This is a genomic window from Pricia antarctica, assembly GCF_900101815.1.
Classification (GTDB): Bacteria; Bacteroidota; Bacteroidia; order Flavobacteriales; family Flavobacteriaceae; genus Pricia; species Pricia antarctica.
On the sequence record NZ_FNAO01000002.1, the window covers coordinates 199,114 to 214,546 of the forward strand.

General features: G+C 41.6%; 16 protein-coding genes. 2 read left to right on the forward strand and 14 right to left on the reverse strand.

The window, feature by feature from the left end; genetic code table 11:
• Positions 1-99: 99 nt before the first annotated feature.
• The 14 genes from BLT07_RS03695 to BLT07_RS03760 form a co-directional block, all read right to left on the reverse strand.
• The gene (locus BLT07_RS03695; RefSeq protein ID WP_091865926.1) at positions 100-561 is read right to left on the reverse strand and encodes a (2Fe-2S)-binding protein; all 462 of its coding nucleotides are present in this window, start codon (positions 559-561) and stop codon (positions 100-102) included.
• A 114-nt stretch (positions 562-675) separates the two neighbouring features.
• On the reverse strand, positions 676-2,298 hold the full coding sequence (locus BLT07_RS03700; RefSeq protein ID WP_091865928.1) for a M28 family metallopeptidase: 1,623 nt from the start codon (positions 2,296-2,298) through the stop codon (positions 676-678).
• A 92-nt stretch (positions 2,299-2,390) separates the two neighbouring features.
• Positions 2,391-2,684, reverse strand: a complete 294-nt coding sequence (locus BLT07_RS03705) for a putative quinol monooxygenase (RefSeq protein WP_091865930.1) — start codon at positions 2,682-2,684, stop codon at positions 2,391-2,393.
• 122 nt (positions 2,685-2,806) lie between these two features.
• Positions 2,807-4,183 carry an aldehyde dehydrogenase gene (locus tag BLT07_RS03710; RefSeq protein WP_091865931.1) on the reverse strand — a complete coding sequence of 459 codons (1,377 nt, stop codon included), beginning with the start codon at positions 4,181-4,183 and terminating at the stop codon, positions 2,807-2,809.
• Between the two features lie 102 nt (positions 4,184-4,285).
• Positions 4,286-5,206 carry a S41 family peptidase gene (locus BLT07_RS03715; RefSeq protein WP_175455243.1) on the reverse strand — a complete coding sequence of 307 codons (921 nt, stop codon included), beginning with the start codon at positions 5,204-5,206 and terminating at the stop codon, positions 4,286-4,288.
• Positions 5,207-5,743: 537 nt separating this feature from the next.
• A complete protein-coding gene (locus BLT07_RS21170) occupies positions 5,744-6,076 on the reverse strand; it encodes a Fic family protein (protein ID WP_217633284.1) in 333 nt (110 codons plus the stop codon).
• On the reverse strand, positions 5,985-7,421 hold the full coding sequence (locus BLT07_RS03725; RefSeq protein WP_091865935.1) for an SLC13 family permease: 1,437 nt from the start codon (positions 7,419-7,421) through the stop codon (positions 5,985-5,987). Before BLT07_RS03725 ends, BLT07_RS21170 begins: the two co-directional genes overlap by 92 nt.
• Before the next feature lie 254 nt (positions 7,422-7,675).
• On the reverse strand, positions 7,676-8,152 hold the full coding sequence (locus BLT07_RS03730; RefSeq protein WP_091865936.1) for a hemerythrin domain-containing protein: 477 nt from the start codon (positions 8,150-8,152) through the stop codon (positions 7,676-7,678).
• Positions 8,153-8,541: 389 nt separating this feature from the next.
• Positions 8,542-9,417 (reverse strand): hypothetical protein, encoded by an 876-nt coding sequence (locus BLT07_RS03735; RefSeq protein ID WP_139205097.1) that lies wholly within the window; start codon positions 9,415-9,417, stop codon positions 8,542-8,544.
• 132 nt (positions 9,418-9,549) lie between these two features.
• Positions 9,550-11,103, reverse strand: a complete 1,554-nt coding sequence (locus BLT07_RS03740) for a glycosyltransferase family 39 protein (RefSeq protein ID WP_091866472.1) — start codon at positions 11,101-11,103, stop codon at positions 9,550-9,552.
• A 212-nt stretch (positions 11,104-11,315) separates the two neighbouring features.
• Positions 11,316-11,741, reverse strand: a complete 426-nt coding sequence (locus BLT07_RS03745; RefSeq protein ID WP_091865940.1) for a type II toxin-antitoxin system VapC family toxin — start codon at positions 11,739-11,741, stop codon at positions 11,316-11,318.
• Positions 11,741-11,989, reverse strand: a complete 249-nt coding sequence (locus BLT07_RS03750) for a DUF6364 family protein (RefSeq protein ID WP_091865942.1) — start codon at positions 11,987-11,989, stop codon at positions 11,741-11,743. The genes BLT07_RS03745 and BLT07_RS03750 overlap by 1 nt, the downstream gene beginning before the upstream one ends.
• Before the next feature lie 303 nt (positions 11,990-12,292).
• Positions 12,293-13,318 (reverse strand): 3-keto-disaccharide hydrolase, encoded by a 1,026-nt coding sequence (locus BLT07_RS03755; RefSeq protein ID WP_091865944.1) that lies wholly within the window; start codon positions 13,316-13,318, stop codon positions 12,293-12,295.
• 95 nt (positions 13,319-13,413) lie between these two features.
• Positions 13,414-13,665: a hypothetical protein gene (locus BLT07_RS03760; RefSeq protein ID WP_139205098.1), complete on the reverse strand. Its 252-nt coding sequence runs from the start codon at positions 13,663-13,665 to the stop codon at positions 13,414-13,416.
• A gap of 45 nt (positions 13,666-13,710) precedes the next feature.
• Between BLT07_RS03760 and BLT07_RS03765 the strand changes: the two genes are divergently transcribed.
• Both BLT07_RS03765 and BLT07_RS03770 read left to right on the forward strand, forming a co-directional pair.
• Positions 13,711-14,523, forward strand: a complete 813-nt coding sequence (locus BLT07_RS03765) for a ThuA domain-containing protein (protein ID WP_091865948.1) — start codon at positions 13,711-13,713, stop codon at positions 14,521-14,523.
• A gap of 7 nt (positions 14,524-14,530) precedes the next feature.
• The gene (locus tag BLT07_RS03770) at positions 14,531-15,292 is read left to right on the forward strand and encodes an NIPSNAP family protein (protein WP_091866474.1); all 762 of its coding nucleotides are present in this window, start codon (positions 14,531-14,533) and stop codon (positions 15,290-15,292) included.
• Positions 15,293-15,433: the final 141 nt, after the last annotated feature.

Here is a 15,433-nt window from a genome sequence, read left to right on the forward strand (position 1 = left end):
TTATACGGAATTAGACACGGGTCGCACCCAGTCCCTTTTTTTGGCAATTTGCAATTGGGTGCTTGAAATTTCGGATATGTATGCTTTACCTGGTACACCTCATTCAATGGACGCCTTTACCGCCCTGACCACCCTGGAATGGACGCCGCATCGGCAAATGTTCAAATTTAGTTTCTCCTTGATCTCATCATCGGTAGGTGAGGGGCTTTCATTTAATAAGGCCACCGAGGCGATGATGATCCCGTTTAGGCAATACCCGCACTGGGCGGCCTGCTCCTTGACAAAGGCTTCCTGTATCTTATGCAATCGACCGTTTTCATCCACTAGGCCTTCCAATGTGGTGATTTTGTATTTTGCCGCGGTACGCACTGGCAACTGACAGGAAGTAGTCGATTTACCATCCAACAAAACCATACAGGCACCACATTGCTGAAGGCCACAACCGAATTTGGGGCCATTGAGTTCCAATTGGTTTCGTAATACGTAAAGTAACGGGGTATCGGGGGCGGATTGTACGGTGTGCTCCTTGCCGTTTACGTTGAGTTGTATGTCGGTTTTCATGATACTATCCTGTCAAATTAAAATTAAGGCATAATCCAAGGCGTGTTTTACCGCATCCCTGCATAAAGCTACTTAAAAAATGCTAAGGATGGAAATCAGATGGTGTTCGTAAGATTAACGACCTTCACGTGCCGCCTTAAACTCGCTGTCGTCGTACCATTTGGGAAAATTGCTCTCATTGGCCAATTTTAGGCCTACCTCGTATAGCAATTGGACATCGAAACGGACACCGCTCAATTCCGTAGTGGCCGGATCGTATTCATCGGAGGGTTGGTGGTAGCGTTTTTCACGATATTCATCATTCTTTTTTAGGATGTATTCAGGGCCATGGTCAAAATCCTCATAGGAACCGGCGGCATAGAGCGCCGGGATACCGATCTTGGCAAAATTAAAATGGTCCGATCGGAAGAAATAGCCTTTTTCCGCTTCGGGATCCGGAATGATATAGCGCTCCTGCTTTTCGGCAGCTTCCTTGGCATATTCATCCATTTCGGACTGTCCGAAGCCAGTTATCGTTAGATCTTTCATAGGTCCCGGACTTTCAAAGGCATCCATATTGATGTCCGCCACCGTTTTTTCCGGGGGATAAATGGGATGTTCCGCATAATAGGCGGAACCTAGCAAACCCTGTTCCTCGGCAGTTACCGCCAGAAAGACAACGGAGCGTTTCGGTGGGGAGCCCTTTTTAAAGGCTTCGGCGATGGCGAGAAGGGCCGCTGTACCAGAAGCATTATCGACCGCCCCGTTATAAATGGAATCCCCGTTCACCGGACGCCCGATGCCGAGATGGTCCCAATGCGCCGAATAGATGACGTACTCGTCTTTTCGGTCAGTGCCCTCGATAAGGCCGACTACGTTTTTCGAGACATCTCTTTTAATCGTGTTGGTAATTTTTATGGAGGCGGTTACGCCCAAGGGAATCGGTTTGAAATCCTTGCTAAGGGCTAATTTGTTGAAATCCTTGTTTTCTATTGGGGAGGCCTCGAACACTTTGGTCGCCGCCGCTTTGCTCAGCCAGCCCTCTACGTCGGTTACCGGGGCTTCGCTCTCCAAATTAAGGTGGGCACCGCTCCAACTGCTCTGTACCACATTCCAACCATACGACGCCGGGGCGGTCTCATGGATAATAAGCACTCCCGCGGCCCCTTGTCGGGCGGCTTCGTCGTATTTGTAGGTCCACCGGCCATAATAGGTCATGGCGTTCCCTTTAAAAAGCGTAGAATCCTTAGTAGCAAAGCCGGGGTCGTTGACCAATACTACGGCCGTCTTGCCTTTCCAGTCTATTCCTTTATAATCGTCCCAACCGTATTCCGGAGCCACGATACCATAGCCCGCGAAAACCAATTCAGAATTTTCAAGGCTGACGACACTATCCGTTTTACGGGTAAGGGACACAAAATCGTCAAAATAGTTGAGGTCAAAATCCCCTTTGGATCCCGAAATCCTCATTTTTTCCGAAGGGGTTCCCGTAATTTCCACCAGCGGCACCTCTTGAAAATAACTGTCGCCATTACCGGGCGAAACGCCCAATTTTTCAAATTCGGACTTGAGATAGCTAACGGTTTTTTCCTCCCCTTTGGTAAACGGCATTCGCCCCATAAATGCATCGGATGCCAAAGTTTCGATATGTTTGGCGATAGTGGCCTGATCTATTTCTTCGGATTTGCTAGTGTCGGCGGTGTTGGGTTGGCATCCTACAAGTAGTAGTAGCAATGCGAATTTTAGATAGTTGCTCATACGGTTCTGTTTTTGATTTCTTTGGAAATAGAGCACTTTAGTCTCATGCTTTTTGTTGGGGGATGCTTTGACACGAATCTCACGAATTTATATCAAATATGGGTCATCTCATGTATAATAACCTCCACCACGGCCCCTTCGGTCGCCTTTCGATGTGCTGCAATGTGTGCGCTGGCATTATGGTTTTGCCATAGCTGACGACTCTCCCAATTTTCGTAAAAGAAAAACCGATCGGGGTTTTCGTTGTCTTGGTGTAGGTCATAGTTTAGGCAGCCTTCCTCTTTAAGGGTAGGAGGTATTAGGTTGAGAAGGGACTGCCGTACCAACTCCCTTTTTTCGGGCGTGGCAAGAATGCTTGCGGTGATGGTCAGTGGTTTGTTGCTCATGTGGGATGTGATTTTAATGTTTTTGATAAAGATAGCAAACCTTGAAGAGACGGGATTGAAATTTAGGTACGGGAACACGCCATCATTCCTCCGGCATCAGTACCATCGAATTCTTATGCCTCCTAAATAAGTCTTTTAATTACTTTGAAATATTTGAACGGGACGTATTTCATGGGTATATCAATCCAAGTAGGGGTTGATACCACCGCTCTTTGATTACTAAAGGCCAAAAAGCTTTGTTTGCCGTGGTAGCTTCCCATACCACTGTTCCCGACGCCGCCAAAAGGCAAATTATGGTTGGTAATATGCATTAGGGTATCGTTCACACATGCGCCGCCCGATGTGGTTTTTTCCAATACATGCTTTGCGTTCTTGTTTTTACCAAAGTAGTACAATGCCAAGGGCTTTGCATTTGTATTGATATAGGAAATAGTTTCATCGATATGATCGAACGTCATTACCGGTAAAATGGGACCGAATATTTCGTCTTGCATCACTAAAAAATCAGGATCGACATTGTCGATAAGGGTAGGTGCCATAAATCTTTCTTTGGCATCAATGACACCTCCTGTATGGATGTCCCCCTGCTTTAGTAAAGTTGCTAACCGCTCCATGGCCTGCCCATTGACAATGCGTGGGTAAAAACGACTTTCTTTTATATTGTCGCCATACATTGCTTTAATTTGTAGGGCTATTTTATTTAATAGCTCATCTTTAATTGATTTGTGGGCAAAAAGATAATCCGGTGCTATACAAGTTTGTCCCGCATTAATGAGTTTGCCCCATGCGATGCGCTTTGCTGCGATATCAATATGGGCATCCTCATCAACGATACACGGACTTTTTCCTCCCAACTCCAAAATCACCGGTGTTAAATTTTCTGCCGCCGCTCTCATGACCACTTTTCCTACCGTAGGACTTCCTGTAAAGAAAATAATATCGAAATCTTGCTTAAATAGGATGGTATTGGTTTCCTTTCCCCCTTGCACCAAACAGATATATTCGGATGCAAAATTCTCGGCAATTATATCTTCCATTACTTTCGCAGTGCGCGGTGTATCGGGCGATGGTTTCAGCACACAACAACAACCTGAGGATATGGCGCCAACCAACGGATTCATAACCAATTGAAAAGGATAGTTCCAGGGCGCCACGATCAAGGCTACCCCTAGGGGTTCATATCGTATTTTACTTGATGACGGTAACACATGCAAGGGGGTGGATACCCTTTTCGGTTTAGCCCATTTTTTTAAATGTTTTATGTGATAGTCAATTTCGCCGGTTACGATACTAATTTCTGTTAGATAGGCCTCTTCGGGTGATTTGTGCAAATCTTCCCATAAGGCATTTTCTATTTTCGTTTGATACTTGACAATAGCTTGTTTCAGCCTTTGAAGCTGTTGTATTCTAAAATGGATATCCTTGGTTTGATTCGTAGCGAAAAAAGCTTTTTGATGTTCCATATGTTGGACAACCAGATGTTCAGCTGTTTCTGTCATAACAATTTGATTTTAGGAAATACCTATTTTTTATGGCCCGTGAAATGTTCCATGGTTTTATAGATGCCCAATATATTGCCCGTAAAACGGTATAGCGTTTTTTTATTCATAAATCCATTTTACTGCTCTTTGGATGACTTTGTCATAAAATTTCCCATTTGAAGAATAAGAGTTTTTAATTATTTCGTCTGGCTCTATTTCTTTTCCAAAAATATTTCCCTGTCTGTCCGCATATATAGAACTTGTCAACAAAATCATTGAACCATCGCTTAGTGTGTAATTGGCATTGCCAGTGGATAAACCTCTAGTACTTTCTCCAAAACTTCTAGTGTTGTTCTTTTTATGAAAGGCCGCTACCACAACTTCACCTGAACTAGCTGTGCGCTTACCTGTTAATATAGCAATTGGATTTGAATTGTTTAATAGCTCATAATGCTGTCCACTTATCTTAGTAATTGTTGTAGAATCAATTCCAGATTCACCATAATTGTAAAACCAAGAAAATTTTTTTTGTTTGTTATCAATAAAATAACCGCAAATTCCATTGCCTAATAAAGGTCCCAATCCAGCTAACATTGGCCAGCAATTACCACCTGTGTTTTCTCTCAAATCTATTATCCAACCTTTAAGGTTTTTGTTGTCAATGGATTTTATTTGATTTTGCAAACTATCCGCATATTGTTGGATAGAAATTGAATCGCCACTGCCAAATCCTTTCATATGGATGTAACCAATGTCTTGATTTAGGAGCTTGCCATTAAATGTTATTATCTCATTTACATCAGCCGTTTTACTTGTAGATTGCCATTTTGCAACTTCTTCTTTTGACATAAAAAAACTATGATTATCACCTATATCTTTTAGAATTGAATTTACAATTGGATAACAGTTTTCAATTGAATCCATACTATTTATTTTTTCATAAGCCTTACTCTTTATATCATCAAAATCAACCGAATCCCGTTTAATTGAATTTTCCTCAACTATTGTAAAAACTTCATCCAGATAGTCTTTTGGTGTCACAGTTGTTTTTTGTGAATGGGAACAACTAATGATGACCATTAGGATGAAAAATGTATAAACGTGTTTCATGTTTTGAAGTCAAATGCGATATAACGTATTTTAATGTCAGCTATTGATTTGAAGTACTCTTTAAAAAACATGTTTTTATGTATTAGTCTGGTTGATAGCTTCTTAACTTGCGCATAACAATAGTATAAAATACATATGACCTATATCTCCAAATTATTCAGATACAAAACACCTACTTAAATTTTAGAATAAGAAAAAAAAGGCAAGACACTAAGAAATGAGGCACTGCAAGATAACCATAAATATCAAAGCAATTCCTACGACTTTCCGTAAGATATTTGGGAAATAAATGACAAAGAAAGGCATTATAAGAATTAGATAGATAATCAAGCACAACCTAAGCGTTTGCGACTATTCAATCTGTTAGAACTGATCTTTACAACACCGACGTCAAAACAAAATCCCGATACGCAACATTGTCTTAATCCACTGCAGGTAAATGGAGTCGGGACTGCGTATTCACTGATTTCAGCGTTGAGAAAACCATTGCTGGATATCATTTTTTTCTCTAACCTTCGTCAGGTTGTCATCGTATAAATTTCTATTTCTTTCAAAAAAATCCGACAGATAGAGAACAGGTCTTTTCAATATCTCCTTTTCGACCAGATATAAAGTTATCATGAGTCTTCCATCACGTCCATTACCGTCTAGAAATGGGTGAATTGTTTCAAATTGATAATGAATCTCGGAATAAGAATCGAACTCAGGTTTAAAGCGTAAAGCCCAATGAAAGAAGGTAGGCAACGAGAATACCCAATGGTAAAATGAAAATAGGAGCAATTCCAGCAAAGTAGATTCCACCTATCCTGAAATCTTTTTGATCTACTAACTTCGTGCTATATGCAATCGCATTTGGAGGTGTAGATACCGGCAAAAACAAAGCACAACTTGCACTTAGAGCAATAATTAGAGGTACTGAAACCTGAAATATTCCCGGGAGGCCCAAAGTGATTGGAATCAAAATGGCCGCCGCGGCGGTATTTGACATTACGTTGCTCATTCCCAACGTGAGATACCCAAATATAATGGCAAGCAACAAGAGCGGGAAATTAAAACTATTGAGCATGGTAATAAACTTGTCAGCCAATCCCACGTCTACAATAGCGAGGCCCAACGCGAGACCTCCGGCTACCAGCATTAGTGTATCCCAGGGAAGTCCACGTACCTGATCTGCCGAAATGATACTGGTGAGCGTAAGGACGACAATTGGTACAGCTGATGTAGCGGCCAAGGGAATTCCATGAAGCGACTCGGTGCTCCAGAGAAGAACTGTAAAAAACAAGGTCATAATAACGATCCACTTCTCCTTCACCGGCACCAAGTGTTCGGGCTCTTCATCTAAAAACGACAAATCGAGATCGACAACGTCAGCAATATTCTTGGAAGAGAGGTATTTCCAAAACGACCAAACCAAGAATAAGGCAAGTGGAACTCCAAATACCATCCAGGTGAGAAATGTAATTTTAACGCCAATGGTTTCCAAAGCACCCACAGCGATTGCATTGGGGGTGCTGCCGATGATGGTTCCAATACCACCCACAGATGCAGCGGCCGGTATTCCAGTGAGCAAGGAACGTGTAAGGGGATTTCCTTTGCTCAGCTTGGATACGAGAGGCATTATGCTCCCAATCATCATGGCCGCTGTAGCCGTATTTGACATAAACATGCTTGCCACGGCAGTCATCATCATCAAACCGTAGAGTAGTCTTTTTGGTTTCTTCCCAAACCGACGTACGGTAAAGCGAAATAGTGTTCGGTCAAGTTCGACTCGCTTCATGCCCTCGGCGAGGAAAAACCCACCCAGCAATAGCCAAATCACATCGCTGGTCCAGGCGCCCACATAACCGCTTATTGGCATGGGGGTTTCTAAAAAATAATCTGATCCAAGCGTAAAGACCAAATAGCCGATAATAAAAATTCCCACGGCAAAAGGTGGTATCGCTTCTGTAATCCAAAGACCTAAAGCGAGAATAGTCAAAAAAAGCACACTGTACATTGCCGGAGTGGCATCTTCAAACGGAATAAAATAGGTTACCAAAAAGGCGATTACCACATTTCCTAAAAAAGTGGAGGTATTAAATAGCCTGCCCAATGTCTGATCGCGGTAATATTTAAATGCAGACCTTCTGGAATCGCTGCTTCCCATTTATTGATTTTTTTTAACTTTTAATGGCTTAAAACTGGATGTCAAGTAGTTATAATTCAATTATTTCACATTCATAAAACCACAAAAAGTACTAAGAATTACAGACGAAACACGTACATCAAAATTATCTCATTTTTAAAGTATTGCCAACGGTAAATATATAAACCTGTTTTAATGTCTTATATTTTGTGTTAATAATAGTTTTTACTCCATATCATTAAAATGTATTTATTTTAAAGCTAATTCTCGCCTTTTTATGATTCCAAATCCGAACCTGGAATTGAGTTAGGCCAATCCTTTTTGTAATCCCTCTTGGTCTTTTCATAACCCTCCATTAGCTCTTTAGACTTGTTTTGACTGTAGACTTTTTTTGCCTTTCCAAAAAACTCATTTTCTTCGTCCTTCAAATGATGGTGCACCTTATCGTTCAATTTCTTCATAGTCGCTAACCAATGTGGAGAAACCATATCGGTTGCCTCCAACTCTTGAATGAGTTCGTCTATTTCATGGTGTTCTGCCATTCCATGGCGTGCATCTTCTTGCATGCTGTCTGTCTCTATTAAGGGAGAGTAGAAATATCGTTCCTCTGCTACTTCATGCACTTCCAATTCCTTTCGGAGCTTAGTCCAAAGTTCTTTACGCTCTGAAGAATTTCCTGAAGTTTTTGATATTTTATCACAAAGATCTCTTTGAATATCGTGGTCCTTCTTAATTGCTTCGTAAATGTTCATAATGTTTTTAAATTATTAATTGTTAACAATTGTAAAAAAAACATATGACCTATATCTCCAAATTATTCAGATATAAACCATATCCTTAAATTTTACCAAAAATGTTAGGATAACATAAAAAGGGCAAGACACTAAGAAATGAGGCACTGCAAGATAACCATAAATATCAAAGCTATTCCTACGACTTTCGGTAAGATATTTAGGAAATAAATGACAAAGAAAGGCATTATAAGAATTAAATAGATAATTAAGCACAACCTAAGCGATTGCGACTATTCAATCTGTTAGAACTGATCTTTACAACACCGACGTCAAAACAAAATCCCTATACGTAACATTGCCTTAATCCACTGCAGGTAAATGGGGTCGGGACTGCGTATTCACTGATTTCAGCGTTGAGAAAACTTGTTTACGGCAATTCGTATCAGCGGATCGCTTTGTGTTCCCCAAATATGTAGATGCCCTTCCTTGTCCACTTGCAGTCCTGCTGCAGCACCAAAATCAACTTCATTGGTACAGTTAAAAGTTTTGGTGCGGACTTTCTCCATTATGGGTTCAAAGTTTTCCAGACCACTCACAAGAATCAAATCTGCATGACCGACACTTTCTTCGTTGTAAAATCCAATGGCATAAATGGCCTTCTCATCTCTAATAAGATTGATCGATTGATAGCTTGCCCAGTCATCGGGAGCAGCAAAACTCGCTAGCATTTTCTGTTCATTTTGTTCGGGATCAATGCGGTAGAATTCCCAGTTCCGACTATCCCAATTGCTGACTACCATCAAATAACCCGTGTCAGTGGCTAATAAGCCTGTTGATCCAGCGGTTTGCCGCTTAGCTTCACCTTTCCTGTCCATAGTAAAATTTGGCTGAGCGGTATCCAGGTTGCCATTACGGTAATTATACAAGCAAACTTTTGAAGCGGTCTTGGTAAAATTATCTTCAATGCCTACTACGAAATAGGGTTCACTGACTTGAATGCCTCCCGCATGCCTATACGGTTCCTTCATTAGGGAAATTAGGGTATCCGTTTTTCGCGTTGCCAGGTCCACCTGCAAAACGTAGGCTTGTGCGAGCGAACTCCCCGAAATAAGAAGTTTTTCAGTCCCGTTTTTCTCAATTACCTGCATACCCTGCAAATGGCCCCCTTCACTGGGCACATGTATTTCATTGCTTATGAACATAACTTCCGGTTCGGAGCTCAGGGCTTCAAATACTTCAGGTACATTTTTAACTTGCTGGCCAAAGCCCAAAAGAGGATGCAAGCCTAGGATGGCAATTATAAAATATGCTATACATATATTACGTTGACCCATGACGAAAGTTAGTTTAAATATCTAGCAACAGGTGTCGTTATCATTTTTAAGTTTCTTATGGGCCGTCCCGACCACACGAACTTAGTTGTTTCGGTCGGTTTTAACTTCCTCAATTTCCTTTTTTATGCGCTTGTTGACATCAATTTTGGCACCGGTAAAAACAAATATCCTAGTTTTAAATTCCCTCGCATACGGGTTTGTAATCGAATCGGCAATAACGGCCGTATCAAAATAGGGGCTGGTTTTTTTAAACTCATCTTCTTTTTCGGAATAGTCTTTAATCCGTATGAGATTGGTATATTTTTGGTCAAGATCGAACCAATCCACATAATCCGCGTTGAAAGAAGTCGCTTTAATTCCCACTTTGGTATAATAGTTTATGGCGCCTGCTTGTCCGTAGTTATCACAGAGTACCAGCGTTTCGTTTGCATTTGGAAGGTCGGTATAGAGGGCATCCACTTTTAACGCAAGTTCTTTCCATCCCAACATATCCGCATAATCTTGGGGTATCAAATGGTCCTTGCCATCTTCCCATCTCAGCATTCCTAATTTCTTATACGTACTGGAATGCGCTACCATATATTCAGGACTTTTATTAGGAAATGTAAATTGATACATGGGGATAAAGAATACCATAGGAACGGCAATAGCTGCCCAACGCCAATATTTTTTGTTTTCTTCCTTTAGGAGGATCGAAAGATAAACAGAACCAAAGGTGAGGTAAATAGGATAAAGCCCAATGGCATAATAGTCCTTGGCCCTAAAATATAGAAACACAATCAGTGTAAAAAACAGCGTACCAAAAAAGAGCCTATATTTCTGAAAAGGCTTGTAGAACAATAGACCGTATAACCCCGAAATTAATACAAAAAGTGATCCAATAAAGAAAGATAATTGGGATTTTAAAAAACCCAAACGGTCCACATTCACCAATTGCGTTTCCGCCAGTTCGTTTAAATGATGGATAACCGGGAATCCGTTATTGTACTGCCATAGGATATTGGGCAAGACGAGTATAATTGCCAATAAAAGCGCCAGATATAGTTCCTTTCTGAGGAATACCTTTCGTTGTGGACTCAACAAAAGAGCCGGAAATAGTCCTAAAATTAAGAAGCCAATATTATATTTATTGAGAAACCCAAAAGCAAATACGATGGCAGCTGCATACAGCCATTTCGATCTTTCGGTATTAAAATATTTGATGAGGATAAAGTAAAAAGTGGTCCAACACAAAACATCTAGGGAGTTCGGCTGGTAAAGGGTGTTTAACCTTAAAAGTGCTGAAAACAGAACACAAGTCGCGCCTAAAATCAAGGCAAAACGATTGCCGTTCAGTGCTGCAATGGCTTTCCAAACCACTACAAGGGTCAGGGCCCCAAATAACGCTGGAAAGAATTTTACCCAAAAAACGGAATTGCCCAAAAGAGAAATGATACTTGAAATCCAAGAGGTAACCGGAGGAACGGATTGATAGCCCCAAGCCAAATGATGGGCTTGGTCAAGATGAAGGTATTCGTCGCGTTGCAGGTCGTATTCTGGGCTTATTAAAACGTATTGCAGTAGAAATTTTAAGGCTACGAAGCCAACTAAAATCCAGGTATTTTTCTTCGTTTTGGCATCGAGTTGCAAATTCATGTTGGTGGTATTGACTAAAATGTTTCCCAAAATTCGACAATTACAAAGATGTCGGGTCATTTTTGATGACCGGATTGTTGAATCTTACGGATGGGCCGTCGTCGCAGTGTAAACTTATTCAATTCAAATAATAATCTTCAATGGTTTAGGTTTTCCATTAGGTGGTGCTGGAGGCGCATGTTTTTAATTTATGGGTAGGGTCGTTTACTCGATTAGCTACTGTCTTTTTTGCCCTTCAAGTAGGTTTCGGGTGTTAGGATTGCCAGTTCACTGTTCTTAAAATCCTTTATGTTCCTCGTCAGAATAATCTCGATTTCCTTGTTTTCCACTGCCGAAAAATTTTGGAGCGCGTCTTCAAAGTCCTTAAAATTGGAATTCAAGGCTCTCACTACCACTTTCCTGTCCATTTTTACGATATCGATTATGTTCAGGAGCTGGTTCAATTTATCTATTACGATTTCATGTTTGGCGGTCTTTCGCAATAGGTAGTAGGTGTTCGCTATAATTACGGGTGTCGTAAAACCTTCGATTTTTATTGCTTCGCAGAGGTTCAATACCTGTGCCGCATGTTCGGCAAAAGGTTCCGTATCGAAGAAAAAGTCCAGCAGGACGTCCATATCAATCAATACTTTTTCCATTATAGGTATTTCTTCTCTAAACGGTCCTGCAGTTCTTTTTTATAATCGAAGTCTTTGGGCGGTTTGATCGAGCCTTTTAAGGATGCTATTGCCGGGCTCAGATTGTTCTGTTTCTCCGGTTTCTTGTCCGTTAGCATCTTCAAATAATTTTCAATAATATCGGATAGGCTGCGGTTTTTGTCCTTGGCGTATTCCTTCGCCCTTTCAATGATTTTTTGTTCTATCGTCAATGTAAGTTTTGTATTCATCGCTTTAATTTTCGACTAAAATACTAAAATACGTGTATGTTTAAATAAAAAGATACGTGCGCTATAAGAAAACATTGTTTTTGAGATTACAGTTATTCAGATATAGTGCACCTAAATACATTAGGAAAAAGGAGTAACACAATAAAAAATCAGGCACTGCAATGAAACAAAAAGTACCAAAGTTAATTCTATGACTTTTCGTAAGGCAATTAAAGCGAGCTTAAGAGGGTAAGCAATTCTAGAATGCCAATAAAAAAGTATAACCGAAATGTATGAGACTCTTAATTATTGGTAACAGGAATCCTACAATACTGGCGTCAACACAATATTCCGATAGGCCACAGTACCATGATCGCCCTGCAAATAAATAGGTCCGGGGGCCATCACATCGGAGCTTATCGCCCCACCGGTGGGGCCGGCCATAGGCTGGTTGTCAATGATTTTTTTGCCGTTAAATACTACCGTCAAGTGGCGGTCGTACAGCGTAATGTCCAACGTCTGCCATTCGCCGGCTGGTTTTTCGGCGGTAACACTGGGGGTAATCCGGCTGTAGAGGGCACCCATGTTGTGGGGGTCCAACTCTTTGCCGTAGGAATCCACTACCTGAATTTCGTATAGGCCGCGGAGATAGATGCCGCTGTTGCTGCCTTCGGGTACGTTCACCTCCAGTTTTAGATTAAAGTCCATGAATTCCTTTTCGGTACGCAGGTTTCCGTAGTGGAGGTGTTCGCCTTGCTCGGGCTGAACGGGGTTGTTGGTTAATTGTCCGTCAACCACCTTAAAGCCGTTTTTGTGTTCTGGGTCGATGAGTTTCCAACCGGTAAGATCTTTGCCGTTAAAAAGGGTTATGGGCTTTCCATATTTTATTTGCGACATATCAGGTTTTTCGGGCATCGGTGGCATACGCTTTCCGGTAAAGGTATCGGACGTTTCGCCGGGGCCTTCCCAAGAGGGGCCGGTCATGGTACCTTGTAATCGGTCTCCCGATTTTTTGATACGAAGGGTGTAGGTGCGAATATGTTTTCGTTCGTTGGCCGCCCCGTCCTTGAACATGTTTACTTCGTTGGTTCGGGTGACCACTAGGGTGTTTTCATCCGCTAAATACACGTCCGACACGGGCAATACGCTACCGCCGATCCATAACAGTTCGGCATCCAAAAAACCTTGATTGTCATGTACGTTCAGCCATCCTACCCCGCCGCCTTCGACATCTAGGGTCCAAGTGCCCAAGAACTCGTTTTCCGTGGTTAAAGATTTGAAAGTAGGGTTTGCCGATGCCATGGAGGAGCTAAAAAAAAGAACGGCGATAAAAAGGGAGGTATTTTTCATTTTGACAGGGATTTAATTGCCTGTAGTGGCGATTTAGTTTCAATTTAGCCAATTATTTCAATATCCCCATTATTTTCGAATGAAATTAATTCCTATTAAAGTACCGATTTGGATATCTCCATATCGGCATCCTTCCAAGCCTTGTCAAATTCGTCTTTAATGATCTTTGCTTCATCCTTTTTATTTTGGGCTACAAAGCTTTTATACAGGCCCATCAACGACCAGCCGTTTTGGCGAAGCGCCTTGACATCTTCTTGGTATACTTTTTTCGCTTTTGGGATTGATGGTAAATTCCATACCTTCATGGATCTTTCGCCCGATAGCAAACCCATTGCTTTTGTACGCAATTCGAAGAAGTAGAATTTTAAGTAATCCAAATAACTATTTACAACATGAAAACAAGTAATAGATTTTTAAAAACCATGGTCATTGGTTCGATTTGCTTCCTATTTTCGAATCTACTGATAGCGCAAAAACAGTTTAAGGTGCTTTTGATAACCGAGACGGCAGGTTGGCACCATGAATCTATCGACAATGGTATTGTGGCGATAAATGAACTGGCGGCCACCCACAACTTCGAGGTGGTGCGGCAACAAGATGCAATAAAAATCACGGAAGAAGGCCTCAAGGGGATGGATGCCGTAATCTTTCTGAGTACCACGGCCGATATTTTTGATGATGACGAACAAGCTGCCTTCGAAAATTACATCCGATCGGGAAAGGGATATGTGGGTATCCATGCCGCTTCCGACACGGAATACGACTGGGAATGGTATACCAAGCTCGTAGGGAGGATGTTCCATATCCATCCGGCACAGCAGACGGCAAAACTAAAAATCATCGATCATAATTTTCCCGGGCTGGAGCATTTTCCCGACACCCTTTTGTGGACGGATGAATGGTATGAATTCGGTCCCGATAAAATAGAGGGCCTGAACAACCTGGTTCTGGTAGATGAGAATTCCTATGATCCAAAAGTGACATGGAAAAATAGGGATGCCGATAAAGATGGAAATTTCACGATTGATCGGGTAGGTGAAGGAACCGGCACGCACCCTATCTCTTGGTATCATGAATTCGATGGGGGACGGTCGTTCTACACGGCTTTGGGCCATATCGAAAAGGTGTTCGAAAACCAATGGTTTTTAGACCATTTATATGGAGGAATTTATTATGCCGCTACTGGCAAAGGAATCGAAAAATAAGTTAAAGATGAAAAGACGAAAATTTATGTATGCCGCTATGGCCGCAGGAGCTCTACCAATGACCACCATGGCCACCCCTTCCGTTTTGGAAATGGAAGGAGAAAAGGAACTGTATGAAATCAGGACCTATGAGGTAAAGTTCGGTAGTAAGCAACAATTGCTCAAAGATTATTTGAATCAAGTGCTCGGTCCCTCCCTGAAAAGTCTGGGAGCGAACCACTTTATGATTTTGACTGAAATGGGAAATTCAGATCCGACCCAATTATATGTGATTATTGGATATCCGAATGGTGCAACTTTTTTAAAGGCCCAAAACCTGCAAAATGATGCTGCCTATAAAACCGCAGCCGCCGAATATAACGCACTGACCCCGGATCAAACCCTATACAACCGGTTTACCTCATCCCTTTTATTGGCTTTCGACGGCATGCCCAAAATGATGGACCCAATTGCCGGGGCTTCGCTGTTCGAATTAAGAACCTATGAGGGCTACAGCGAGGATGCGGTCCGACGCAAAATCAAAATGTTCAATGAGGGGGAAATCGATATATTTTTGGAAACAGGTCTCCACCCCGTATTTTTTGGGGAAATGATCATTGGTCCATACAGACCTTGTTTAACCTATATGATCAACTTTAAGGATATGGAGGAGCATGATGCCAACTGGAAGAAATTTAGTGCCAATCCCGACTGGAAGGCCATGAGCGGCATGGAAGAATATGCCAATACGGTTTCCAATATCAGAAAGGTATTTTTAAAACCTTTGTAATTCGGTAATTACAATATAAAGTCATTTGGTCATTTTGTTTGGAACCGAGCTATTCGGTTTTTTGCTCTAATGATTTTGTTTTTCAGCGGAATAGCCTAAGCTACGCAGCTTAAAAAAGACGAAATTCGGGTGAAGAATGTG

Bases quoted from the DNA above. Each gene is read 5' to 3' on its own strand.
- BLT07_RS03695 (WP_091865926.1), bottom strand. From the start codon at position 561: ATGAAAACCGACATACAACTCAACGTAAACGGCAAGGAGCACACCGTA.
- BLT07_RS03700 (WP_091865928.1), bottom strand. From the start codon at position 2,298: ATGAGCAACTATCTAAAATTCGCATTGCTACTACTACTTGTAGGATGC.
- BLT07_RS03705 (WP_091865930.1), bottom strand. From the start codon at position 2,684: ATGAGCAACAAACCACTGACCATCACCGCAAGCATTCTTGCCACGCCC.
- BLT07_RS03710 (WP_091865931.1), bottom strand. From the start codon at position 4,183: ATGACAGAAACAGCTGAACATCTGGTTGTCCAACATATGGAACATCAA.
- BLT07_RS03725 (WP_091865935.1), bottom strand. From the start codon at position 7,421: ATGGGAAGCAGCGATTCCAGAAGGTCTGCATTTAAATATTACCGCGAT.
- BLT07_RS03730 (WP_091865936.1), bottom strand. From the start codon at position 8,152: ATGAACATTTACGAAGCAATTAAGAAGGACCACGATATTCAAAGAGAT.
- BLT07_RS03740 (WP_091866472.1), bottom strand. From the start codon at position 11,103: ATGAATTTGCAACTCGATGCCAAAACGAAGAAAAATACCTGGATTTTA.
- BLT07_RS03745 (WP_091865940.1), bottom strand. From the start codon at position 11,741: ATGGAAAAAGTATTGATTGATATGGACGTCCTGCTGGACTTTTTCTTC.
- BLT07_RS03750 (WP_091865942.1), bottom strand. From the start codon at position 11,989: ATGAATACAAAACTTACATTGACGATAGAACAAAAAATCATTGAAAGG.
- BLT07_RS03755 (WP_091865944.1), bottom strand. From the start codon at position 13,318: ATGAAAAATACCTCCCTTTTTATCGCCGTTCTTTTTTTTAGCTCCTCC.
- BLT07_RS03765 (WP_091865948.1), top strand. From the start codon at position 13,711: ATGAAAACAAGTAATAGATTTTTAAAAACCATGGTCATTGGTTCGATT.
- BLT07_RS03770 (WP_091866474.1), top strand. From the start codon at position 14,531: ATGAAAAGACGAAAATTTATGTATGCCGCTATGGCCGCAGGAGCTCTA.